Source organism: Alishewanella longhuensis (assembly GCF_014653435.1).
GTDB classification, from domain to species: Bacteria; Pseudomonadota; Gammaproteobacteria; order Enterobacterales; family Alteromonadaceae; genus Alishewanella; species Alishewanella longhuensis.
Genome location: NZ_BNAO01000001.1, coordinates 139695 through 160524, shown reverse-complemented (window position 1 = coordinate 160524; position 20830 = coordinate 139695). Strand labels below are relative to the sequence as shown.

At 48.7% G+C, this 20830-nt stretch carries 22 protein-coding genes; 10 read left to right on the top strand and 12 right to left on the bottom strand.

What is annotated here, in order from left to right; all coding sequences use genetic code 11:
• Nucleotides 1-11: 11 nt before the first annotated feature.
• The 4 genes from IE163_RS00680 to IE163_RS00665 form a co-directional block, all read right to left on the bottom strand.
• Nucleotides 12-1373: an amidohydrolase family protein gene (locus tag IE163_RS00680; protein ID WP_189429203.1), complete on the bottom strand. Its 1362-nt coding sequence runs from the start codon at nt 1371-1373 to the stop codon at nt 12-14.
• Between the two features lie 67 nt (nt 1374-1440).
• On the bottom strand, nt 1441-2130 hold the full coding sequence (locus tag IE163_RS00675; RefSeq protein ID WP_229833381.1) for a LytR/AlgR family response regulator transcription factor: 690 nt from the start codon (nt 2128-2130) through the stop codon (nt 1441-1443).
• Nucleotides 2127-3119: a sensor histidine kinase gene (locus IE163_RS00670; RefSeq protein ID WP_189429201.1), complete on the bottom strand. Its 993-nt coding sequence runs from the start codon at nt 3117-3119 to the stop codon at nt 2127-2129. Before IE163_RS00670 ends, IE163_RS00675 begins: the two co-directional genes overlap by 4 nt.
• A 129-nt stretch (nt 3120-3248) precedes the next feature.
• Nucleotides 3249-4490 (bottom strand): acyltransferase family protein, encoded by a 1242-nt coding sequence (locus tag IE163_RS00665; RefSeq protein ID WP_189429200.1) that lies wholly within the window; start codon nt 4488-4490, stop codon nt 3249-3251.
• Between the two features lie 132 nt (nt 4491-4622).
• Here IE163_RS00665 and IE163_RS00660 point away from each other — a divergent pair, with 132 nt between their 5' ends.
• The 4 genes from IE163_RS00660 (at nt 4623) to IE163_RS00645 (ending at nt 7668) form a co-directional block, all read left to right on the top strand.
• Nucleotides 4623-5516: a LytR/AlgR family response regulator transcription factor gene (locus tag IE163_RS00660; protein WP_229833380.1), complete on the top strand. Its 894-nt coding sequence runs from the start codon at nt 4623-4625 to the stop codon at nt 5514-5516.
• 93 nt (nt 5517-5609) lie between these two features.
• Nucleotides 5610-5783, top strand: a complete 174-nt coding sequence (locus IE163_RS00655) for a DUF3012 domain-containing protein (protein WP_189429199.1) — start codon at nt 5610-5612, stop codon at nt 5781-5783.
• A gap of 149 nt (nt 5784-5932) precedes the next feature.
• Nucleotides 5933-6382 (top strand): Zn(2+)-responsive transcriptional regulator, encoded by a 450-nt coding sequence (gene zntR, locus IE163_RS00650; protein ID WP_189429198.1) that lies wholly within the window; start codon nt 5933-5935, stop codon nt 6380-6382.
• Nucleotides 6376-7668, top strand: coding sequence for an SO_0444 family Cu/Zn efflux transporter (locus IE163_RS00645; RefSeq protein WP_189429197.1), 1293 nt, complete (start codon nt 6376-6378; stop codon nt 7666-7668). Before zntR ends, IE163_RS00645 begins: the two co-directional genes overlap by 7 nt.
• Nucleotides 7669-7771: 103 nt before the next feature.
• Here IE163_RS00645 and IE163_RS00640 read toward each other — a convergent pair whose 3' ends face one another.
• The 3 genes from IE163_RS00640 to IE163_RS00630 form a co-directional block, all read right to left on the bottom strand.
• Nucleotides 7772-8233 carry a methylated-DNA--[protein]-cysteine S-methyltransferase gene (locus IE163_RS00640; RefSeq protein WP_189429196.1) on the bottom strand — a complete coding sequence of 154 codons (462 nt, stop codon included), beginning with the start codon at nt 8231-8233 and terminating at the stop codon, nt 7772-7774.
• A complete protein-coding gene (locus IE163_RS00635; protein ID WP_189429195.1) occupies nt 8233-9687 on the bottom strand; it encodes a DNA-3-methyladenine glycosylase 2 family protein in 1455 nt (484 codons plus the stop codon). The genes IE163_RS00640 and IE163_RS00635 overlap by 1 nt, the downstream gene beginning before the upstream one ends.
• Nucleotides 9688-9783: 96 nt before the next feature.
• Entirely contained in the window at nt 9784-11346 is a 1563-nt protein-coding gene (locus IE163_RS00630) for an FGGY-family carbohydrate kinase (protein ID WP_189429194.1), read from the bottom strand.
• A 147-nt stretch (nt 11347-11493) separates the two neighbouring features.
• Between IE163_RS00630 and IE163_RS00625 the strand changes: the two genes are divergently transcribed.
• The 3 genes from IE163_RS00625 to IE163_RS00615 all read left to right on the top strand — a co-directional run bounded on the left by IE163_RS00625 (nt 11494) and on the right by IE163_RS00615 (nt 13858).
• Nucleotides 11494-12156, top strand: a complete 663-nt coding sequence (locus IE163_RS00625) for an SDR family oxidoreductase (RefSeq protein ID WP_189429193.1) — start codon at nt 11494-11496, stop codon at nt 12154-12156.
• Nucleotides 12157-12232: 76 nt separating this feature from the next.
• Nucleotides 12233-13246: a DUF3137 domain-containing protein gene (locus IE163_RS00620; RefSeq protein WP_189429192.1), complete on the top strand. Its 1014-nt coding sequence runs from the start codon at nt 12233-12235 to the stop codon at nt 13244-13246.
• 48 nt (nt 13247-13294) lie between these two features.
• Entirely contained in the window at nt 13295-13858 is a 564-nt protein-coding gene (locus IE163_RS00615) for a LemA family protein (RefSeq protein WP_189429191.1), read from the top strand.
• Between the two features lie 328 nt (nt 13859-14186).
• Here the strand turns inward: IE163_RS00615 and IE163_RS00610 are convergent, their stop codons facing one another.
• From IE163_RS00610 to IE163_RS00600, 3 genes are read right to left on the bottom strand one after another with little or no spacing between them, the layout of a single operon-like run.
• Nucleotides 14187-14930 carry an ABC transporter permease gene (locus tag IE163_RS00610; protein ID WP_189429190.1) on the bottom strand — a complete coding sequence of 248 codons (744 nt, stop codon included), beginning with the start codon at nt 14928-14930 and terminating at the stop codon, nt 14187-14189.
• The gene (locus IE163_RS00605) at nt 14927-15844 is read right to left on the bottom strand and encodes an ABC transporter ATP-binding protein (RefSeq protein ID WP_229833379.1); all 918 of its coding nucleotides are present in this window, start codon (nt 15842-15844) and stop codon (nt 14927-14929) included. The genes IE163_RS00610 and IE163_RS00605 overlap by 4 nt, the downstream gene beginning before the upstream one ends.
• Nucleotides 15845-15846: 2 nt before the next feature.
• Nucleotides 15847-16791, bottom strand: coding sequence for an alpha/beta fold hydrolase (locus IE163_RS00600; protein ID WP_189429189.1), 945 nt, complete (start codon nt 16789-16791; stop codon nt 15847-15849).
• Between the two features lie 280 nt (nt 16792-17071).
• Between IE163_RS00600 and IE163_RS00595 the strand changes: the two genes are divergently transcribed.
• Complete coding sequence (locus IE163_RS00595; RefSeq protein ID WP_189429188.1) at nt 17072-18148, top strand: sensor histidine kinase; 1077 nt, start codon at nt 17072-17074, stop codon at nt 18146-18148.
• Nucleotides 18145-18741 (top strand): response regulator transcription factor, encoded by a 597-nt coding sequence (locus IE163_RS00590; RefSeq protein WP_189429187.1) that lies wholly within the window; start codon nt 18145-18147, stop codon nt 18739-18741. Before IE163_RS00595 ends, IE163_RS00590 begins: the two co-directional genes overlap by 4 nt.
• Here the strand turns inward: IE163_RS00590 and IE163_RS00585 are convergent.
• Nucleotides 18738-19058: a DUF2845 domain-containing protein gene (locus tag IE163_RS00585; RefSeq protein WP_189429186.1), complete on the bottom strand. Its 321-nt coding sequence runs from the start codon at nt 19056-19058 to the stop codon at nt 18738-18740. The two genes, IE163_RS00590 and IE163_RS00585, sit on opposite strands and share 4 nt — an antisense overlap.
• A 148-nt stretch (nt 19059-19206) precedes the next feature.
• Between IE163_RS00585 and hxpB the strand changes: the two genes are divergently transcribed.
• Nucleotides 19207-19854 (top strand): hexitol phosphatase HxpB, encoded by a 648-nt coding sequence (gene hxpB, locus IE163_RS00580; protein WP_189429185.1) that lies wholly within the window; start codon nt 19207-19209, stop codon nt 19852-19854.
• On the opposite strand, the gene IE163_RS00575 is transcribed toward hxpB, so the two are convergent.
• Nucleotides 19823-20716, bottom strand: a complete 894-nt coding sequence (locus IE163_RS00575) for a LysR family transcriptional regulator (protein ID WP_189429184.1) — start codon at nt 20714-20716, stop codon at nt 19823-19825. The two genes, hxpB and IE163_RS00575, sit on opposite strands and share 32 nt — an antisense overlap.
• Nucleotides 20717-20830: the final 114 nt, after the last annotated feature.

Here is a 20830-nt window from a genome sequence, read left to right as displayed (position 1 = left end):
AGATGTTCTCTTTACTTTTCAAATCCAAGAAATAATTTTGTGTATTGAAAAAAACCAGGTTTGGCATAACGCAATAAAGGCTCTCGATGCACTTTTCTGCCATAAAGATAAATGTCTGAAACTTGTGTGGATTGGCTTAAATCGTCAAAAATCGTTTTATTCTGCAGAGTAAAATGCGCTGGCGCGCCTACGGCCAGCCCCCAATCTAAGTCAAGAAACTGATAAGCCTTATGGGTTGCACCAGCAACAATATCCCAGGGCGACATTCCCATTTTTTGTAAAAAGAACATTTCTCTGTGAAAGCCGACACCTTGAAACATAGCAAAGTTAGCCGCATCAGAACCGACCAGTATATCGACACCAGCTTGATCTAATTTAAGCAGTGCATTTTCCATTTCGGAAAACGCATTTTCTGCTTTTAACTTAGCGAGCCAATCATAATGATTTTTATGACGTTCCATTACCGGATAATCTTTTAATAGTTTTTCCTTAACTAAAGCACCGGTCATTGGAATAGATAGCACAGATGCTGATAACTCCTCTGGGCTTGGGTTATGTAAAAACAACAGCTCAGCGATGATAGCTACGGTAGGAATAAACGCGGTACCCTGCTGTTTCATTAATAGTGGCAGATCATCTGGCATCTTTTGCCACGGAAGATGCGTGACAGCATTGGCGCCAAACTCCGTTGCCACTCTAACGTCCTCCCAAGAACCGACATGCACTACCGATTTGATATTCAATCGTTTAGCTTCACTTAAAAAGGCTTTTAAAGTCGGTTTATCGACTGTTGGTCTTTTGCTTGGGGTATCAAAGACAATCTTAACCACATTGGGTTTTGCTTTGCTCAAGTCTCTAAGTTCATTAATTGCTTGTTCTGGAGAGCTTATTAGGCGGGTATCACCTGTATCACAATGCCCTTTAGGTGCAGTAAAACAAGGTCCAGCAGCGAAAACAAAGGCTTCATCTCGCTGCAAAGGAAATTGCCTTTCCCGATACCTCAAGATAGCTTTTTCCTTACTATAAAGATCGAGCCAACCATGCACCCCGGCATAAAGCATGGCATTCGCGGTACCGCGAATGCCTATATATTGATAATCGCTTCTATCTAACGAGCTATTTCCCATGCTGTGTGAGTGCATATCAAGCAGTGCGGGCATCATCACTTTACCTTGCCCGTCACGGGTATCCAGATGATGTAGGTTTATATGCACATCAACAATTTGCTTAATCTTGCCATTAGCTATCTCGACATTAACGGGGGTTAACTGGCGCGTCTCAAAATCTGGCAACAACACGTTATTTAATACGAAGCTGCTTGCACTACTCGGAAAACTCAGCAGTAAAATAAGGTATATCAACAGTGTTTTCATACAAATTTCCTTTTTTTGGGGTGTACAAACTCGCACCAAGCTAATGGTGTAAAAATTTATTGAAGGTTTAGATCTTAAAGTGCTTTTTTATTGCCAAAGCGCCACGTCGGCTTGTTGTGACAGTGCCGCCTATATTCTCGAAGCGAAGTAAAAAAGTCCCGTTGTGCCACTTCTCTATTTGACTGATAAGCCTGGTATTGACAATGCAGTTACGGTGGACTCGCAGGAAAGATAACGGCAGTTGCTGAGCCAGAGACTCCAGGCTTGTGTCTAAGTGATAATCTCTTTTAAGACACTGCGCCACAGAGATACCCTGTACTGAACTCACAAAATGAATATCTGATGTTTGTAAGATATGCATCTTGTCTCCCACTTTTGCGATCAGCTGTGTATCACTCTGCGCTGTACTTGGGATATGAGGTATCACCAAACGTGACAAGGCTTGGCGCAAACGGTTCAGGTCAAATGGCTTTAACAGATAATCAAGCGCTTTTTTTTCAAACGCTTTCACCGCATGGTGGCTATAAGCGGTGGTAAAAATTATATGGCAAGGCGGCGTGATCGCTTCAAGCACATCAAAGCCAGATAACTCCCCAAGTTCAATATCCAAAAAAACGAGATCTGGCTGCTGTGCATTGATAGTCTCAATCGCTTTAACGGGATCGGCGCATTCGGCAATTAACAAAATATCCGCAAGCTGCTGTAACTGCATTTTTAGCTTTAATCTTGCCGGCGCTTCGTCTTCAACAATGATCACCCGCAGTGGTGTATCGGTAGGCTGATTTTGCAAACTGCTCCTCCCTGGTTATAAAGTGCTAAGGTACCACCGACCAGAGCGACACGTTTTTTAACGATATCCAGCCCATGGCCGTTCTGCTTTTTTTCGCTTAACACTGACTCAGCAAAGCCTTTACCGTCGTCCTGTATCAAGAAAATCAGATAGTGGTCGTTCAGGCCTATTGTAATATCAAGCACGATCGGTCGGGTTTTTACATGCTTTACGACATTTTCAATCAGGGGCTGTAATAACATTGGAGGCACTTTATACAAAGCAGGATTTAACGCTTTATCCATTTGCCAATTGATAATTAAGCTATCGGTAAAGCGCGCCTGTTCAATACTTAAATAGGTACGACAAATCGTTAGTTCGTCTTCAAGCGCCACCCATTGGTTTTGTTGCTCAACCGAATAACGCAAAATATCAGCCAGCTTGTGCAATACTTCATCCGCTTTTTGTGGCGAGGTATAAATTAATGCCGATATGGTATTGAGAGAGTTAAACAGAAAGTGAGGATTCAACCTGTTGGTCAGGTTCAGCCATTGAGTTTCTTTTCGAAGCTTTTGCTCCAACACCAGACGTAAATATAAGAGATACATTTGCGCCATAGAAAATATAAATACCCCCCACAATATTGCAGATGCCAACTGCTCTGCCGCGGAAAATCGATAATGTGGAAAAGCCAACACATGCAACGCCCCTACCAGGTATGCCCCCGCGAACATAATGATCACATAAATGGCCCCTTGCATAAAAACATTAAGACCACTGACAAAGGTCGTTTTTTGCAACAGGTAGAACAGCCAGAATGGCCCGATGTAAAAAAATACCAGCCAAATAGGTAGACTTACTACGATGATTGGCAAGTGGCCATCGGCGTGCTGCAGCCACTCCAAACTTGCCGGAATAAGATACAAAAATCCGAGCAACAAAGAGATAACGAGCTTTTCTTTACGATTAAATGTCATAAAAACTTTTTTTAGTGCTGTTGTCGCTACGCTAGCGCAGCCATTATAAAGTTACAATCATGGGTTGGCTGAATAACCAAACTTAGTGGGTCAATAGCCAAAACCTAACCTTGAATGACATTAGCTGCGCTATAACAGCAAGGTGAGCGCTAAAGGCGTCACAATAATAAGCCCCAGCGCATACCCTAAACGCTGCTGCCATTGGCTAAAAACATGAGTGGTTTTTAAGCCCACTAAAGCAGCGCACCAAGGCAGATACCAAAACACCCCGACAAACACTACTGAGGCGACAAGCGTGAAAAGCAACACTAATGCCGCCTCCAGTGCACCACCCAGCTGAAAGGGCGTTAAGTACAGTGCCGCGATAATGATGGCACTTTGATGCACCAAATAAATAGGAAATACCGTCCTATTGGCAACGTTGAGATAACGATGCGGCTTGTTAAGATAGCGCTCGGCCAACGCCAGTAACCACCACACCATAAGCGCAGCTTGCAGTACAAAACTGCCCAGTAAGCAGATTTGCAGCAGGGGTTGCAGCGCTGAGGGCAGCAGCGCCGGTTGGGTATAAAAATAATATAAACCGCACAGCAGCAGATAATTGCCGAAACACCCCCAACCAAGCCAGGATCGCGCCTCGGCTAACTTTTGCCAAAAGGGCGGTTGCCCCACCAGCAAGGCGCCCAACAAAAAGTAGCCAAAGCCTTGCACATCACGCCTGGCATCGCCTTCCAGCCAATAACGGCTTATAAATAAAAACAGGCAGCAGCCTAGCAACTGCCAGCACAGCGGCAAAGCAAAAAAACGGCTAAGGCGTTGCTGTACTGGTGACCAATAGAGCAACGGGGCCAATAGCAGCAAGACTAAGGTAAACTTCCACAGCGAGCGTAAATACCAAAGATGATTTACATCAACATGCGGCCAGACGCCACGCCGATAATCATTAAAAAGGGGATGAGACAGATCAAAAAACGCCTGATAGAACTGCCAATAGCTTAGAGTTAAGCCGTCTTTTTGTACCATCTCCGCATATAATTGCGGCGGCACAATAAGCCATAGACCCACCATTAACGGCAATAGCAACACCACGGTACGCGTTAACGCCAGTTTACTGTATTGCCGCCAGTGGTTTAGCCGCCGCAATACCGAACCAAAGGCATAACCCGAGATAAGCCAAATTAATAGCATCCGCCAGGGGGAGGAGGCTAACATCAGATATTCCAAAGTACTGCTGAGATACTGACTTTTATAATGAAATCCCCAGCGCTCCACATACAACATGCCCGTGTGGTAAAAAATCAATAGCGCAAACGCCAATACTCTTAACCAATCTAATTCATAGCGCCTTGCTAGTTGCCCTGCGTCAGTCATCTTGCATCCTGTTATAATTTAAGTCATTGTCAGTCTTGCTGTTGTTTAGATATCAGTATGCATAGCGCATTACCATAGCGATATTTGGCGATAGCTAAACGGTGGAAATAAGGGATAACAGGTGGGACAACAGTGACGAAAAACGTCAAAGTGACACTAGAGGCAAAGTTACGGCAACACCCTGTTGCCTGTGCCTATGTAGTCTTATCGCTATTTTTATTGATTAACGCAACGGTAAACGCCAGTTCAGCCTGGACCGATTTACAACGCGCGGCCGTAACGGGTACCGCCCTATGGGAGCCGTTTTTATGGGAATACAGCAGCGCGCTGAGCACCCTATTATGGTGCCCACTACTGTTTTGGTGGTTTACCCGCTATCCGCTACGGTTAGCGCAATTTGGCCGGCAACTGCTTTGCCATTTGGCGGCGTCCCTGATGTATGCCTTACTGCATATCATTACGATGATTGTATTACGCCAACCCATTTATCACTTGCTAGGTGGCCACTATGGCTTTGAGCCACTTACCGCAGACTTTCTTTACGAATATCGCAAAGATGCCTGGGCCTATGTGTTTTTTCTCTGTTGTTTTTATATCGCGCGATTTATTCATTCCCGGTTAACCGGTGAAGCCCATACTCTCGATCAGGCTGAAAACACTATCCCGGCTAGCCTAACAGAGGATCGGCAACCAGCTCCAAATTATTACCTGGTGAAAAAACTGGATAAAGAGTTCTTGCTGGCCACAACAGATATAGAGTGGTTAGAAGCCAATGGCAACTATGTGAATTTACATAGTCAGGGCCGTATTTATCCACTGCGCGCCACACTGAGTGCGACTATACTGCAACTGGCACCAATAGGGTTTTGCCGCATCCACCGCAGCCTGGCGGTTAATGTGAATAAAGTGGTCAGTGTACAATATCAAAGCAGTGGTGATGGTGAAGTGCATTTGCAATCCGCTGCGAAAATAAGCTTATCACGCCGTTATAAAGAGGACTTTAAACGGCAATGGCAAATCGGGTAATCCCGGGGGTGGCGACGCTTGCTGAATGCAAGCCACCCAGCGGCAAAGATAATCAGCAAACGACAACACGCCCTAATACAACAAGGAAATACTATGAAAAAAGTAGCTGTTTTAGCAATAATCTCCTTAGCACTAATGACCGGTTGCGCTCCGGAAGTCGGCTCTGAGAAATGGTGCAAAGCGATGGACGCCAAACCCAAAGGTGACTGGACCGCCAATGAGGTAAAAGACTACGCCAAACACTGCGTGTTTAAAACTAACGATTAACCCTTGCAACACCTCTAAGTCCTGCTCTGATAGCGGCCAATAGCGCCGCTTTTTTATTTATCTCTGTTTGATTGCCTAAAAATGCCTTTGCTGCTTGACTCTGGAGTTAGCTCAAGGGTTTATACTAAGGGCAATAGAGGAGTTTTCTGATGAAAATTGGCGACTTAGTAAAACAGCACGGGGTCAGCGTAGATACCATCCGCTTTTATGAAAAGCAGCAGTTATTAACACCCAGTGCTCGATCGGAAGGCGGTTATCGCTTATATAGCCATGCAGATAACCAGCGTCTTAGCTTTATTCTACGGGCAAAAAGTGTCGGCTTTAGTCTGCAGCAAATTCGCGAGCTGCTACAGATTGAAGATAATAAAAGCCAGTGGCAATGCAGCGATGTCAAAGACAAGGTGCAGCACAAGATGACTGAAATAGCTGAACAAATCAGTGAGCTACAACGCTTTTATCAAGCATTGGCGCAACTGGATCAGGCTTGCTGTGGTGGCAGTGTTAGCGCTACTGAGTGCTCTATTCTTACCGCCTTAGAGCAAGGACAACCTGTGCTTGCAGAGCAACATATTCCGAAACAGGAGTGCGCAAAATGCTAAGTTTTATTGAGAATTTCTGGCAACTCTTTGTGCTATCCGCGCCCTGGTTATTGGTGGGGCTTTTGGTCGCGGCCATTATGAAAACCTGGATCCCGATGGACTGGCTGCAAAAACAACTAGGCGGCGATGGGGTGAAACCCGTGATTAAAGGTGCTTTGTTTGGTGCCCCTTTACCCTTGTGTAGTTGTGGCGTGATTCCGGCAGCGATGCAACTGCATCGTGGTGGTGCCAGCAAAGGGGCTACCGTGGCGTTTTTAAGCGCCACGCCAGAAACCGGTGTTGATTCCATCTCGGTATCTTATGTATTGCTGGGGCCGGTAATGGCGATAGTGCGCCCTCTTGCCGCCATTAGCAGTGCTATTGTCTCTGGCTTATTAGTTGGCCGCACAGACAATACTATGGCCAAAACAAACGAAACCAGCCAGAACAGCGCAGAAACTGGCGCAGCCAAAAACTGCTGCCCCAGCAAAACTAGCATCACGGCACCAGCAGAGCCTGTAGCAGCATCTTGCTGCCCGAGTAAAACGCAAGCTGAGGTCGACGTTACAACCACTAAAACCAGCTGCTGCCCAAGTAAAACGGCTATAACAGCACCAGCTGAGCCTGCAGCTGCCTCTTGCTGCCCGAGTAAAGCGCAAGCTGAAGTTGAAGTTTCAGCCGCTAAAACCAGCTGCTGCCCTAGCAAGACCTCCGCAGCCGCTGCCAATACCAAACCCAGCTTTTTACAGCAAGCCAAAGCCGGGCTGGCATACAGTACGGGCAAGCTATTAAGCGATTTTTATCTGTGGTTGTTAATCGGCTTATTTTTTGCGGCCTTAGTACAAACGCTGGTGCCAATGGATGCCTTAGCGCAATACGGCAGCAGTATATGGATGATGCTGTTAATGGTGTTAATTTCAGTGCCCATGTATGTCTGTGCTACCGCATCAACCCCGATAGCAGCAGCGCTAATGCTGATGGGGATATCGCCGGGCGCGGCGCTGGTGTTTATGCAAGCTGGCCCTGCCACCAATATTGCCACCATTAGCGTGGTCTATAAAGAACTGGGCAAACGCGCGCTGGGGGCGTATTTATTTGGCGTTATCGTGATGTCGGTGTTTTTTGGCTGGCTGTTAGATGTGGCGCTGAACTACTTTGATATCTCAGTACAAGGCGCCATGCAACATCAGCACTCGGTATTACCGGGCTGGCTGGAATTGGCCGCAGCCTTGTTATTGGTAGCGCTGATTGTACGAATTGTGGCTAAGCAACTAACGCAAAAATGGCTGATGGCTAAGGCAGCGTAAACTGTAAAAAGGATGCAGTAGCAGAACGCTTTAACCGCAAAAAATACACTATAACCTCATTCGCGTATCACAACGCGAGTGAGGTTAAAGCACTACACCATTACTAACGAAACGCAGCCCCTTCATGCGCCAGCAACCAGGCTTTTTTATCCAGCCCCCCCGCATAACCGGTTAGGGTACCATTCGCCCCAATAATTCGATGGCACGGCACAATAATCGCAATCGGATTTTTGCCATTGGCCAGCCCTACCGCCCGAACACCCTTAGGGTTATTAATGGCTTTAGCAATATCCCCATAACTGGCAGTTTGACCATAAGGGACTGTGGTTAATGCCTGCCAAACCTGCTGCTGAAATACCGTACCCGTAGCGGCCAGTGGTAAGTCGAATTCGCTAAGCTCTTGCGCAAAATAAGCGATAAGTTGTCGTTTTGCTTCCTGTACAAGTCGCTGTGGCTGCACTGGCTGGCGCGGCATATCGCAAAAAGTGACAGCGACCACCCCCTGCTCAGAGGCGGTCACTTCAACTAATCCCAGTGGACTGGCCAGGTAATCGTAATAAAGCATCAGTGATTCTCCAGTAAATTGCTTTGAGCAGCGCTTGTCTGCGGCGCCGTTGGCTTAGCCGTAGCGGCCAATAACTGCCACAGCTGCAAAGTTAAATAGCTGCGCCACGGTCGGCCAGCCTCTGCGCTAAAACTGATAGCCCCGTGCTTTAACGCATTTTTCACGCCGGCATCACCCGCCAGCCAAATATCAGGATCACTCAGGCCGCGCATACGGGCGTACTGACAGGTCCAGGGACCTATGCCTTTTAAGGCTTGCCAGGCGCTAATATCCTCCAACGCCTTACTATGCTGCATATGCCGGCTAAAACCGCGCAAGGTATCGCGCCGTGCCTGCGGCATCTTTAAAAACGTCAGCTCACTGTCGGCAATAGCCTGCGGTGTAGGAAACAAGCGCTGTCCGGCAACCTGATCGCCTAATTGCTGCACCAGTTGCTGCACTAGCTGATGTGCGGCTCTAACCGTAACCTGCTGCCCAAGAATAGCCCTGACACCCGCTTCAAACGGATCCCAGAGCCCGGGTAAGCGCAGCCCGGTCACCGTACTGCTTAGTTGCGCAAGCTGCGGCGCTAAATCTTGCTCAACCTGAGTGATATCCACATCCAAGTCGAAAATACGGCGAATATTTTGTAATACCGGCTGTAGCATAGCGAGCTTATCAAGTTGCAGTTCGAGCCGAAAACGATACTGCTGCGGCTGATGGTACAACGTAAAGGTGCCTACCGCCTGCTGATAACGAAAGGTGCGACCATAGTAATCCTCACCACTCCATTCTAATTCAGGTATTTGCCGTTGCCGTAAAAAATCCCGCAGTGGCTGCCAGGCATAAGGTGGCCGGTAGCAAAGGTACAGCTCAATGGCAGATGACGGTGCCTGTTGTCGCTTACGGATCTCGCCGGGAGTGAGCTTTAACACCGTTTTACACTGCGCATTAAAGCTGCGAATGCTTTGAAAACCGCTAGCCAGCGCCACACTGCTAATGGGCAAGGCGCTGCTTTGTAATAATTGTTTCGCCAGCAATAGTTGTTGTAATAGCGCATAGCGTTTTGGCGCTATGCCTAGTTCTGCGCTAAATAACTGGCGTAAGTAGCGCTCGGACACCCCCAACCGCGCAGCTAATTGCGGCAAGCCAGCTTGCTGTAACGCCCCCTGCTCGATCAAGCTTAACGCACGTTTTACCGTCGCATCAGTGCCTCGCCAGGCGGGGGAACCCGGCGCGCTATCTGGTCGGCAGCGTAAGCAAGGGCGAAAACCTGCGGCCAGCGCACTGACGGCTGAAGGGTAATACTGCACATTTTGCTCTTTCGGGGCAGGTGCCGGGCAAATATTACGACAAAAAATGCCGGTGCTGGTAACTGCCACAAAAAAACGACCATCAAAGCGTGCATCGCGACTTAAGCGTGCGCGTTGATAAATGTCTGGCGTTATTTCTGCTGTTAACGGCTGGCAGGGCATGCGGCACTCCTGTTGGTTTTCCTGCCAAGTATAACCAGAATGGCCGCCTTGTCTGGCAGTTTTCGGCACTCAATGCCCCGCTGATGCGTTTGCCGATTAACGCGGATAACCGGTGATCTCCCGAATTTTTTGGTACAGCGGCTTTAACTGCCGGTACATCTTTAAGTATACCTCGCGATATAAACGCTGATACTGAGCAGCAACAGCAGGCTCTGGCAGAAAACGTTCGCCGGGATGACTCATGGCGGCCAACGCCTCGGCATAGTTGGCAAAACGCCCTAAACCCACCATGGCACTAATTGCCGCGCCTAGGGCAGAGGTTTCGCTGGTATGTGGCCGCTCGACCGGCAGATTAAACACATTAGCGGTAAGCTGCAGAATCTGCGCGCTTTGGGCACCGCCACCCGATACCCGTAGGCGCTGCATTTTTATTCCATTGCGCCGCTCTAACCGCTGCCGCCCTTCTTGCAGGGCATAAGCCAAGCCCTCAATTAACGCCCGGTAGACATGAGCGCGCTGGTGCACATCACCAAAGCCAATCATGGCGCCCTTAGCTTCGGGCCCAGGTTCTCGAATACCGGGTGACCAATAGGGTTGTAGCATTAATCCCATACTGCCAGGCGGCACCGCTTTTAACAGTTCATCAAACAATTGCTCTGGGGCAATACCCAGCAAAGCAGCTTCTTGCTGCTCCTGCAAACCAAACTGCTCTTTAAACCAGCTTACCAACCAAAAACCGCGATAAATCATCACTTCCGTATTATAAAAACCGGGCTGCGCCGCGGGGTAAGCTGGCAGCCAAGGGCTTGGCTCGATATAACGCCGGTTAGCGGTACTAATGGTGGCGGTTGTACCATAGCTCATACAGCCGGTTTGCGGCGTTAACCCGCCAGAGCCCAGCACCTCACAGGCCTTATCTGAACCCGCAGCAATAAGTGGTAGCCCCGCTGGTAACCCCAGTGCTAACGCAGCCTGTGCCGTGATTTTGCCAAGCTCAGCCCCGGGTGGTTTTAAGGGTAAAAGCTGTGTGGGTGTGAGCGATAACGCCCGCCATTTCCAGCTTACCTTGCTCGCCCATCGCTGCTGTTGAAAATCAAAAGGCAAATACCCCACCTGCGCAGCGCTGCAATCTACCAGCTCACCGGTCAGTTGTAAGGTCAGATAGCCAGAGAGCAACATATAATGTGCAGTATCCCGCCACCGCTGCGGTTCATATTCTGCCAACCAATTTGATGGGGCGCGGCGCTGAAAGCGTTCAACAATAGCGGTAACACCCACTACCCTAAATAGGTGGCGCCAGCGGCCTAAACCCGGCAGCACTGTAGCTTCACGCTGATCCAGCCAGATAATAGCTGGCCTGAGTGGTTTTTTGTGCTTATCCAAGCAAAAAACGGTGCCGCGCTGGGTAGTGAGCGTCACCGCGCTGATCGCGTCTGCGGCAATAGGGCTTTGTTGCCATAAGCTGGTACAAGCTTGCATCAGGGCTTGCCAGTATACCTCTGCGGGCAATTCGGCATAACCTGGCTCTGCCGAGTGATAGGCAGGCAGCCGCTGCTGGCCTTTGGCTATAAGGGTACCGCTACCATCAAAAATAATAGCGCGCACACTTTGGGTGCCAAAATCGATACTTAATACATAGCTAGGTTTTGCGGTTTGCATAGTGATTGTTATTATTCTGCCGCTTTGTCATAGCACTGTAACTAAGCACTGCAGCAGCGTCAAATTCACCGCTTGCCCTTGAATTTCTATCAGGGCAGCCGGATATCCATTAATCCTACCTTTTTAAATACGTTTTGGAGCTATAGCATGCAGCATATTGTAATTACCGGCGGCAACAAAGGCATTGGCTTGGCACTGGTGCAGCAGCAATTAGCTATGGGCAATCAGGTCACGGTGTTGTGCCGCAATACTTCTGCCGAGCTAGCGCAAACTGATGCCACAGTGCATAGCGGTGTTGAGCTGAGCGATCTTGCGCAAATTCAGCAGCTTGCCAGCACCTTCTCGGCAAAGAGCATTGATGTACTTATTAACAATGCCGGTATTTTTAGCAATGAAACACTGGCTGATTTTGATCTTGCCCGTATTCAGCTGCAGTTTCAGGTCGATGCGCTAGCACCGCTCGCCCTAAGTCAGGCACTGTTACCCGCGTTAAAAGAGGGCGCGAAAATAGCCATGATTACCAGCCGTATGGGTTCAATCAGCGATAACGGGTCGGGCGCCTACTATGGTTACCGGATGGCTAAAGCAGCACTTAATGCCGGTAGCGTATCATTGGCCCGCGATGTAGCACCGCGGAATATCCATGTGGGCATTTACCACCCAGGTTTTGTGCAAACGCAGATGGTCGGTTTTGCTGGTGATATTAGCCCAGATGAAGCCGCCAGCCGGATTATCCAGCGTATTAGTGAGCTAGACGCCAGCCGCAGCGGTAAGTTTTATCATAGCAATGGCAGCGAATTGCCTTGGTAAGCAGGGCATGATCAAAAAAGGTTGCTGAATTAAAACAAGCTGTTAAGGTAATGTCTTTGGGTAAACAAGGACGCTTATGGCCACAAAAAACCCCAACAGCGCCTTAGCCGAGGCGATAGCGCAATTTAACCAGCAGCTGCCTCAGATCGGCAATAAAGCTGAGCTGCTGCGGCTATTAGATAAGCTGGCACTCTTGCCACAGCCTATTCGTTACCACTATAAACAGCGCTGGTACCTGTGCAGTGCTGGCTTGCTGCTAAGCATACTGGTAGCCGTTTTAACCTATCAGCTGCATGCAGACACTCTGCTGTATTATATCGCAGCGGCAATGGCATTGATTAGCCTAATCCCGCTGCTTATTGCCTTGCATCACATTCATCAACTTAACAAGTTTACCAAGCAACTTTATTGGCAAAATGCCTTACTGGATAATCAGTTAACCTTATTAAAAAAAGCCGATTGGCCGCCAACCGCTCACTGGCTACAGCAATTTGCCGAGTTTAAACGGGGTAACTATAAACGTGAGTTTAAACAGCTTATTCAGGGCCAATTTACCGGCTCCGAGCATAGCTTTGCGTATCATTATTGGCATTTTCATTATGTAAACCGGCGCACCGAAGTCTCGACCAATAGCAAAGGGCAAGTGACTACCCGGGTGGTGTACGATCATTTCGATCGCTATGGTTTAATTCTACCCTTTGCTTATTGCCGCAACCTGTTTATTACTGCCTTTGCCGCCGAGGGCATTAAGGGCGAACGTTATAGCAGTGATTCGGGCCGCTTTAATAAACTTTTTCAGGTGCGCGCAGCCGACACCATGCAAGCCGCCCGCTTTTTAAAGCCAGCCATTATCATTGCGCTGGAAGAGCAAGCTGCTGCCTTAAAGCAGCTTAATCTGGCGTTTAGTGAGCAGGGCGAGCTTTGTATCAGCTTTGCTGACAAAAACGTGTTGGATAGCCAGCCGGCTTATGGGCTGGATCAACTGGCGCTTTTCCGGCAAAGTATTGAGCAACCCACAGCATTACCGAAATTACAGCAGCTGCTCAATACCGTGCATCAATTGCTACGGCATTCGGATAGCAATTTTTAGCAAGATAACAACTCAGATAGCAACGCTTACAAAAACAAGGAGTAACAGATGGAATTAGGTATTTTATTAGGGTTAGCCGCCTTAATACTGGTTGTGGTGGTAATGATTTATAACGGCATTATTACCCGCATGAACGCAGTAGAGCGCGGCTGGGCCAACGTGATTACCCAAGAGCGGCAAAAAAATAAGATGATCCCGCATCTGGAGCAGGTTACCGAGCAATTTAAACAGCATGAAATGGGCTTACAAAGCAGTATAGCCGAACTGCGCTCGGGTTTAGCCCGCTTACAACCCGGCACAATCGACACCGCTGCCTTACAACAAGTAGAGGGTAGCACCCAAAAACTGATGCAAGGCCTCACGATTGCCGTAGAAGCCTACCCAGAGTTAAAAGCCTCTGAAATTTTTAATAACCTAATGCGGGAAATTGCCGAGCAGCAAGAAAATATCGGCGCCGCCATCCGCATTTTTAACCAAAATGTCGAAGACTTTAACAATGGTATCGAAGTGTTCCCGAACTCATTGGTGAACAGCTTACTTAACAAGAAAACACGGGTAACGCCGTTTCACGATAGTGAAGCCGAAGCAGGGTTTGAGTATAAATTAAGATGATGTTACCCACTAAAAGAGAAATCATCACGGGGCTGATACTCTCTGCTATTGGCGGCTTAATTGTGGCTCTTTCAGCTGACTTTGCAAGGTTTGGCTGGTATCTGATGCTTCTGGGCATCGCAGTTTATCTGCTGCCAGGCCCACAAATCAGGCATTTTTTTCCGACAAAGGTACGTTTACGGCAAAACGCCCGAAAAGCCAGTATCCAGGGTTTAAGCTGGTGGTTGTCACCTTTACCCTGGATGACTGTTCTGGTTTTATTAGTTTTGTTTTTCAGCATCACTCACTGAGACACCTGATTACTTTAGATGCCTGTATATAATGAGAATTACGCATTTTCTCCAGTCAGGCGTTTAAATGACCAAACTGCGACCATCGCCAGCAGTATGCTACTGAGGGTAAGCAGTAACAGATGAATCGAGAGCGCATGCCCCTGATCCATGCCGATCACTTTTAATCCTACTTGCGACAAATGATAACTGGGCCAAATCCAGCTGGCTTGCTGCAGCAGCGAAGGCAGCATATGGATGGGCAACCATAAGCCGGATAACAGCGCCATCGGCAAATACACCAGATTCACCACCGCAGGTGCCGCTTTATCACTGAGTGTTAAGCCCAAGATCAGACCAACGAGCGCAAAGGGTAAGGTACCCAGTAGTAACACCACAGCCAGTAGTACCCATTGCCAAAGATCTAACCGCACCTCGGCAAACACCGCGGCAATGGTAAACAGCAGCGCAACAATCACCAGCGAAAATACCAAGGCTGTCGTAAATTTTGCCAATAAATAGGCCAGGACCGGCATTGGCGACAGGCGCTTTAAGGTTAGCCAGCCGTGAGCGCGGTCACTGGCAATATTCATGGCGAAATTAAACATTGCCGGACCCATAATGCCAAAGCAGCCATAGGTCACCAACATATAGGCGCTGGCACCACCGCTGTTAAACATCACACCGAAAAATACATAAAACACCACGGGAAAGGCCAACGAGGGAATGACAAAACCAGGTGTGCGCAAGATACTCAGCAGATCGTACCAAGCTTCTTTTCGATAAATAACAGCGGTATTCATGCGGCTTGCTCCTGTTGCGTATTAGGGTTTTGGGTAAGGTGTAAAAAGGCTTGCTCTAAGGCAACGGGCCGTACTTCTAAATCGGTAGCCTGCTGATCTGCATGCAATAAAGCGCGCACTGTTTGCTCAGCATGGCGGGTTTGCAAGGTGATCAGTTGTTGCTCACGGCTAAGGTGCAATACAGCTGGCAAAGCCGTCAGCTCGGCATCCGTTAAGCAGCTGCGACAGCGCACCACTTTGTACTGCATTAAAGCTTTTAACTCGTCTGGGCTACCCTTGGCCACAATTCGCCCCTGATGCAACACCGCAATGCGATCGGCTAATTGCTCGGCTTCTTCCAAATAGTGAGTGGTTAATACCACAGCGACGCCTTGCTGCCTAAGCTGTTTAACCTGCTGCCATAGTGCCTGACGTGCCTCCACATCCATACCTAAGGTCGGCTCATCCAAAAAGATTAAGCGCGGTTTGCCTGCTAAGGCTAAAGCAAATAATAAACGCTGTTTCTCCCCGCCTGATAAGCGACCAAAGCGTTGTTTCGCATGCTCTGCTAGCCCCGCCAGTTGCACCAATTCGGCCGCGCTATAACCTTGTGCATAATAGCTACTAAACAGATCGCACTGTTCATACACACTCAGGTTGGCACTTAAGCTACCGATTTGCATCATCACCCCCAGCTGCAAGCGTAAAGCCAGGCTACGCGTGGCGCCTTGTTGCTGTTCGCCAAAAAACCAAATCTCTCCGCTATCTGCGTTGACCAAACCTAACAGAGCAGAGATTAAGGTGGTTTTACCGGCGCCATTGGGGCCTAGCACACAGAGTACCTCACCGGCTGCCAGCGTGAGATCCACGCCAGCCAGCACCGCGTTCGCTGCATAGGCTTTATATAAACCGTTAACTGCAAGTGCGAACATCATTATTACTCCCCACGAACAAAGTTAGTGTGTAGGAACTGACTGATCTGTTGGTTCAGCCACTCAGGGGCATCCGCCATAATAAAGTGTTTAGAATCAGCGGTGAAGGCAAAGCTATGGAACTGTGCCGGTGCATTGGCTAATTGCTTTTCATAATTGGCCTGCACTTCAGCCTGCGTGCTGTATGGTGCGCCATGTTGCAAGGCGCCCAGCGTCAGTACCGGCACGCGAAGATTCGCCAATTGTGGTCTTAAGTCAGCTTGCATCAATTCGCCCATGACACGGCCAGAGGTCATACCATCGGAGCGGAACATGTCGTTGACAATACGCTGATGCCAGCTTTCATTGTTTGCCATGCCTTTGGCCATCAGCATCGGGTCAAAACTAGCGGGCGCCGCTTGTTGTGTTCCGGTGTTACGGGCAGCATTTTCTGCAAACAGCACACCCAGGGCCGGTAAGCCGTCGACATTAATGGCGCCGCCAATTTGTTCTGGTGCACTTGCCGCTAAGGCTAAAGCCAGATAACCACCTAAAGAATGGCCTACCACTATCGGTTTAGTTAATTGTTGGCGCAGGATGTAATCTAAAATCGCCTGCTGCTGAGTAAGTAAATAGCTCCGGCCCCATTTTTCAGCAGAAAGGGGTTGTACACCAGCAAAACCCGCTAGCGTGAAGATATGCAGCTGGTAGTTGTCTTTTAGCGCATCTACTGTACTTTGCCAGACATCTGCTGAAGACGCTAAGCCAGGGATCAGTATTACTGCTGGGCCTTGGCCTACTACAGTAACCTCAAAACAGGCGCAGGCGTGTTGTTGCTGTTCGCTAGCTACGGCAACCGCAAAAGTTGGGAAACTTAAGGTCGCGCTGCTCAAACCCAGTTGCAGTAATAAGGCACAGGCGGTCATTTTCGTGGAGGTTTTGCGGTGTTTTAAGATTTTAGACATGTTCATAAGATGCTCCAGTGAGGTTGTTTAATTTAGACTTGTCATTACAAGCTGATGACGACCAGTTTAGGAGAGGAACGGCAAGAGCACAGGTAACGCTTGTCAGCAAAATGCGGTGACAATCGCCACCAGAAAAGATGACCTTTGTCACTTTCGCTTTCAACCGAAAAATGGCTACACTGCGCCCTTGAGTTTTGCGGCTTAACCTGCAGAAAATGACATCCGTCTTTGGGTTAAGCTTTTGAGCTAAACCGCAGGAATGAGTAATAAAGGTGGGAACACGCATATGACACAACAAGATGATCAGTTGCAAAAGAAACTCAGTTGGGTGTATTTGTTTAACCTGGTGTTCTATGTTATCCCGCTGTTTACGGTTAAGTTTATCTGGTGGCAATATCTGTTAATGGCGCTGGCACTTATTGGCTTTCTTTACTGCTATTTCTGGGCCTATAGCTGCAGCCGCCAGCAAATGTCTAAGCCCATCCTTGGTATTATTACGATAGCCAGCCTGATCACGCCGATTAATCCCGGTTCTATTGCCATGTTTTCTTACGCCGGTTTTTTTATCGGTTATGCCAATCCCTTAAAACGCTACCTGCCGAAGGTGCTTGGCTTAGTCACACTCTTAGTTGCCCTGAACGCTGTCCTGACGATTCACTGGCCACATTTCCTACATATTGGTATTCCGATTGTGCTCGGCGTCAGTTTTTTAGGTTGGGTTGAACAGCAAACCATGCTGAAACGCTTAAGCCAGCGACAAAGTGCCGATGAAATTAAGCAATTAGCAGCCATGGTAGAACGCGAACGCATAGGCCGTGATTTGCATGATATTTTAGGCCATACCTTATCGAGCATCATCTTAAAGGCTGATTTAGCAGAAAAACTGCTGGCACGCCAGCAAACAGCGGCAGCACAGCAGCAACTGACGGAACTCAGTACCATTGCCCGCAATGCCTTAAGTCAGGTGCGACAGAGCGTCTCGGGGTTTAAACATCAGGGCTTAATCGCAGAAGTGGCTAAATTACTGTCGCGCTTACGCGATGCCGGTTTTCAGGTAGAGCTTAGCGGTGAGATCCCACAACTGGATAGCCGCCGTGAAACCACATTAATTTTAGCCTTGACCGAGCTGGTAACCAATATTATGCGCCATAGCCAGGGCGATAGCTGTCAGTTGCGTTTTATGAGCAGCGACCAGCTCGTGCAACTGGAATTAACCGACAACGGCAAGGCAACAGAATTTAAGGAAGGCAATGGTTTGACAGGCCTGCGCGAGCGGCTCTCGGCCATTGGTGCACATTTAACCGTTCAACAAGACCAAGGCTTTACCGCCACAATTGCTTTACCGCTAACGGAGCCGTTATGAATATTTTACTGGCCGAAGATCAGGCCATGGTGCGCACCGCGCTGGCCGCACTGCTGCGTTTAGAGGCGGATATAAAGGTAACAGAAGCGGCCGATGGCACAGTGGCCTTACAGCAGTTAAAACAGCACAGCTTTGATTTACTGCTAACCGATATTGAAATGCCCGGCGCCAGCGGTATTGAACTGGTGCAATATGTACAGCAACAGAAACTGCCCACTAAGGTGGTGGTAATAACCACCTTTGGCCGCGCTGGCTATGTAAAACGGGCAATGGACGCCGGTGTTGGCGGTTTTTTATTAAAAGATGCACCGGTAGCGCAGCTGGTGCAGGCGATGCAGCAGGTAATGGCCGGAAAAAAAGTGGTCGACAGTGAACTGTTATTAAACTCATTGGGCCAGCAAGATCCGTTAACCGAAAAAGAGCGGCAGGCTTTACGTTTGGCAGCAGAGGGCAAAAGCACCGGCGAGATAGCCAGCGCCCTCTATATTGCAGAGGGGACGGCTCGTAACTATTTATCGGAAGCCATTAGCAAGCTAAATGCCGCTAACCGTATTGATGCGGCACGCATTGCGAAACAAAAAGGTTGGCTTTAAAGCCGGTCTTGCTGCTTGCGGCTAATATTGCTGACTTTACCATCGGTAAATTCAATGCTCAGCAAAAAATCGCCGCCCATATCCGCTTTCGTTTTGTAAGACCACACTTCAACACTTTGGCCGCGCTCCACACTGTTGGTACTCACGCCCAGCGTTAACTGCTCTTTTAACAAGGGTTGGCCAAGGCGGTCTAACACCTCGATACCCGCCATCCCGCAGCGCAGTAATTTACCATCGGCTAATCTAAAACTACACTCTGCCATAGCGGGCAGGCTGAAGCCGAGCCCCAACATAAAAACCCAGTGCTTTAACCGCATATGCAATTCTCCTTTTCACAATTTTCCTATATGGTGCCTATACCCAAGTAAGGTCAGGCTACAAGCTTTAGCGCCTTGGGTGATAGACCTAGCTTAGCCTGCTTTAGTTCCTTTTGCTGCAACAATGTTAATTTTTAGGAGTGTAACGGTGTTTCAAGCGGTTATTTTTGATATGGATGGCGTTTTAATTGACTCGGAACCCCTATGGCATCAAGCCGAGCAACATATCCTCGGCGGTCTGGGCATCGACTTTAACAAACCGCCGTTGCTACAAAGCACCGGCTTAACCACTGCAGCAGTGATTGCCCACTGGTATCAGCATCAACCCTGGCCAGGCCCCAGCACCGAGCAAGTGCATCACGCCATTATCGATTTTGTAGCCAGTGGCGTCGCTGCCCATGGCGAGCCGAAAATCGGTTTATTGGCTTTGTTGGAGAGTATCGCCAAGCAGCAATTAAAGATTGCTGTAGCGACTAACTCCCCTAAAGTCTTGCTGGAGACGACCTTAGCACGGCTAAATATTACGGATTATTTTCAGTCACGATGCCACATAGAATTGGTGAGTAAAGGTAAACCAGATCCCGAAATCTATCTGCTGGCAGCCAGCAAACTGGGCGTGAAACCTGAGCATTGCCTGGTATTTGAAGATTCCTTTGCTGGCGTTACTGCCGCCAAAGCCGCCGGTATGACGGTGGTCGCGATACCGGCAGAGCATGAATGGCAGCATAGCAAGTTTGCCATTGCCGATTATAAAATTCGCTGTTTTAGCGAGTTTGACTGGCAGCGGCTTGGTTAAGGGTTGCACGGATTTGCTCTAGTACCAAACGACAACGCGCGTTTAGTGGCCATTCAGCGCGATAAATTGCCCATAATTTATCTATTACCGGCTGGCCACATTGCAATACAGCAATTTGCTGCTGCGCAGCAAAAGCCTGCCGCGCATAGCGTGGCACCACGGTAAAGCCCAGACCAAGTGCCACCGGCTGCAATAGCAAACTCACCTGATTGCTATAGCCTTTGCAGGGTAAGGTTGCCACCCCCGGGTTACCCGGAAAATGCCGGCTTAACAGCCGGGTTGCCATGGCTTTACCGTCGGGATGGTTGATAAACCCAAGTTGTTGTAAGTCTTGCCAGCTGGAAATACGGCTGCCAGCCGGGTAAACCAACTCTAGAGGCTCTTCGGCAATTTCTTCTGCATGTAATCGCGGATCGTCTGGTTTAAAGGTTAACAGCCCCAAGTGGTAGCTATTATCCAGTACCGCTTGCTGCACTTCGGCCCCTGGCGCAAAGCGATGGCGGATAATAAGTCCAGGTTGGCGTACTTGCAGCGCCAGTAAATGCGCGTATAACAACAAACCACTGCTACCTGGCGTCACTAAACCGACATCGCCCTTTAAGCTGTCATTAGCTTGCAGGCGCTGCTGCAAGCATTCATTCGCGGCGGTAATTTCATCGGCGTAGCGCAATAATAGTTGGCCAGTTGGTGTTAGGGTAAGTGGCCGCGCCGTGCGTAGTACCACGCCGCCATAGTTATCTTCTAACTGTCGGATATGCTGACTTACCGCAGCTTGCGTTAATCCTAATTGCGCTGCCGCCCGGGTAAAGCTGCCGGTGTGTGCAATGGCTTGTAAGCTTTGCAGCCAATTTAAATTAATCATAATGATAATTTATAGATCACATAAGTTTATATGTATTCTTATTATACTTGGCCTGCTCTAGAATTGCCGCACTATTTATATCTCTGGGCTGACAATGCCCGCCGCTGTTCTAAC

What these genes read in the sequence shown, in the direction of transcription:
- IE163_RS00680 (WP_189429203.1), bottom strand. Translation starts at nt 1,373, where the DNA reads ATGAAAACACTGTTGATATACCTTATTTTACTGCTGAGTTTTCCGAGT.
- IE163_RS00670 (WP_189429201.1), bottom strand. Translation starts at nt 3,119, where the DNA reads ATGACATTTAATCGTAAAGAAAAGCTCGTTATCTCTTTGTTGCTCGGA.
- IE163_RS00665 (WP_189429200.1), bottom strand. Translation starts at nt 4,490, where the DNA reads ATGACTGACGCAGGGCAACTAGCAAGGCGCTATGAATTAGATTGGTTA.
- IE163_RS00655 (WP_189429199.1), top strand. Translation starts at nt 5,610, where the DNA reads ATGAAAAAAGTAGCTGTTTTAGCAATAATCTCCTTAGCACTAATGACC.
- zntR (WP_189429198.1), top strand. Translation starts at nt 5,933, where the DNA reads ATGAAAATTGGCGACTTAGTAAAACAGCACGGGGTCAGCGTAGATACC.
- IE163_RS00645 (WP_189429197.1), top strand. Translation starts at nt 6,376, where the DNA reads ATGCTAAGTTTTATTGAGAATTTCTGGCAACTCTTTGTGCTATCCGCG.
- IE163_RS00640 (WP_189429196.1), bottom strand. Translation starts at nt 8,233, where the DNA reads ATGCTTTATTACGATTACCTGGCCAGTCCACTGGGATTAGTTGAAGTG.
- IE163_RS00635 (WP_189429195.1), bottom strand. Translation starts at nt 9,687, where the DNA reads ATGCCCTGCCAGCCGTTAACAGCAGAAATAACGCCAGACATTTATCAA.
- IE163_RS00630 (WP_189429194.1), bottom strand. Translation starts at nt 11,346, where the DNA reads ATGCAAACCGCAAAACCTAGCTATGTATTAAGTATCGATTTTGGCACC.
- IE163_RS00625 (WP_189429193.1), top strand. Translation starts at nt 11,494, where the DNA reads ATGCAGCATATTGTAATTACCGGCGGCAACAAAGGCATTGGCTTGGCA.
- IE163_RS00620 (WP_189429192.1), top strand. Translation starts at nt 12,233, where the DNA reads ATGGCCACAAAAAACCCCAACAGCGCCTTAGCCGAGGCGATAGCGCAA.
- IE163_RS00615 (WP_189429191.1), top strand. Translation starts at nt 13,295, where the DNA reads ATGGAATTAGGTATTTTATTAGGGTTAGCCGCCTTAATACTGGTTGTG.
- IE163_RS00610 (WP_189429190.1), bottom strand. Translation starts at nt 14,930, where the DNA reads ATGAATACCGCTGTTATTTATCGAAAAGAAGCTTGGTACGATCTGCTG.
- IE163_RS00605 (WP_229833379.1), bottom strand. Translation starts at nt 15,844, where the DNA reads ATGATGTTCGCACTTGCAGTTAACGGTTTATATAAAGCCTATGCAGCG.
- IE163_RS00600 (WP_189429189.1), bottom strand. Translation starts at nt 16,791, where the DNA reads ATGAACATGTCTAAAATCTTAAAACACCGCAAAACCTCCACGAAAATG.
- IE163_RS00595 (WP_189429188.1), top strand. Translation starts at nt 17,072, where the DNA reads ATGACACAACAAGATGATCAGTTGCAAAAGAAACTCAGTTGGGTGTAT.
- IE163_RS00590 (WP_189429187.1), top strand. Translation starts at nt 18,145, where the DNA reads ATGAATATTTTACTGGCCGAAGATCAGGCCATGGTGCGCACCGCGCTG.
- IE163_RS00585 (WP_189429186.1), bottom strand. Translation starts at nt 19,058, where the DNA reads ATGCGGTTAAAGCACTGGGTTTTTATGTTGGGGCTCGGCTTCAGCCTG.
- IE163_RS00575 (WP_189429184.1), bottom strand. Translation starts at nt 20,716, where the DNA reads ATGATTAATTTAAATTGGCTGCAAAGCTTACAAGCCATTGCACACACC.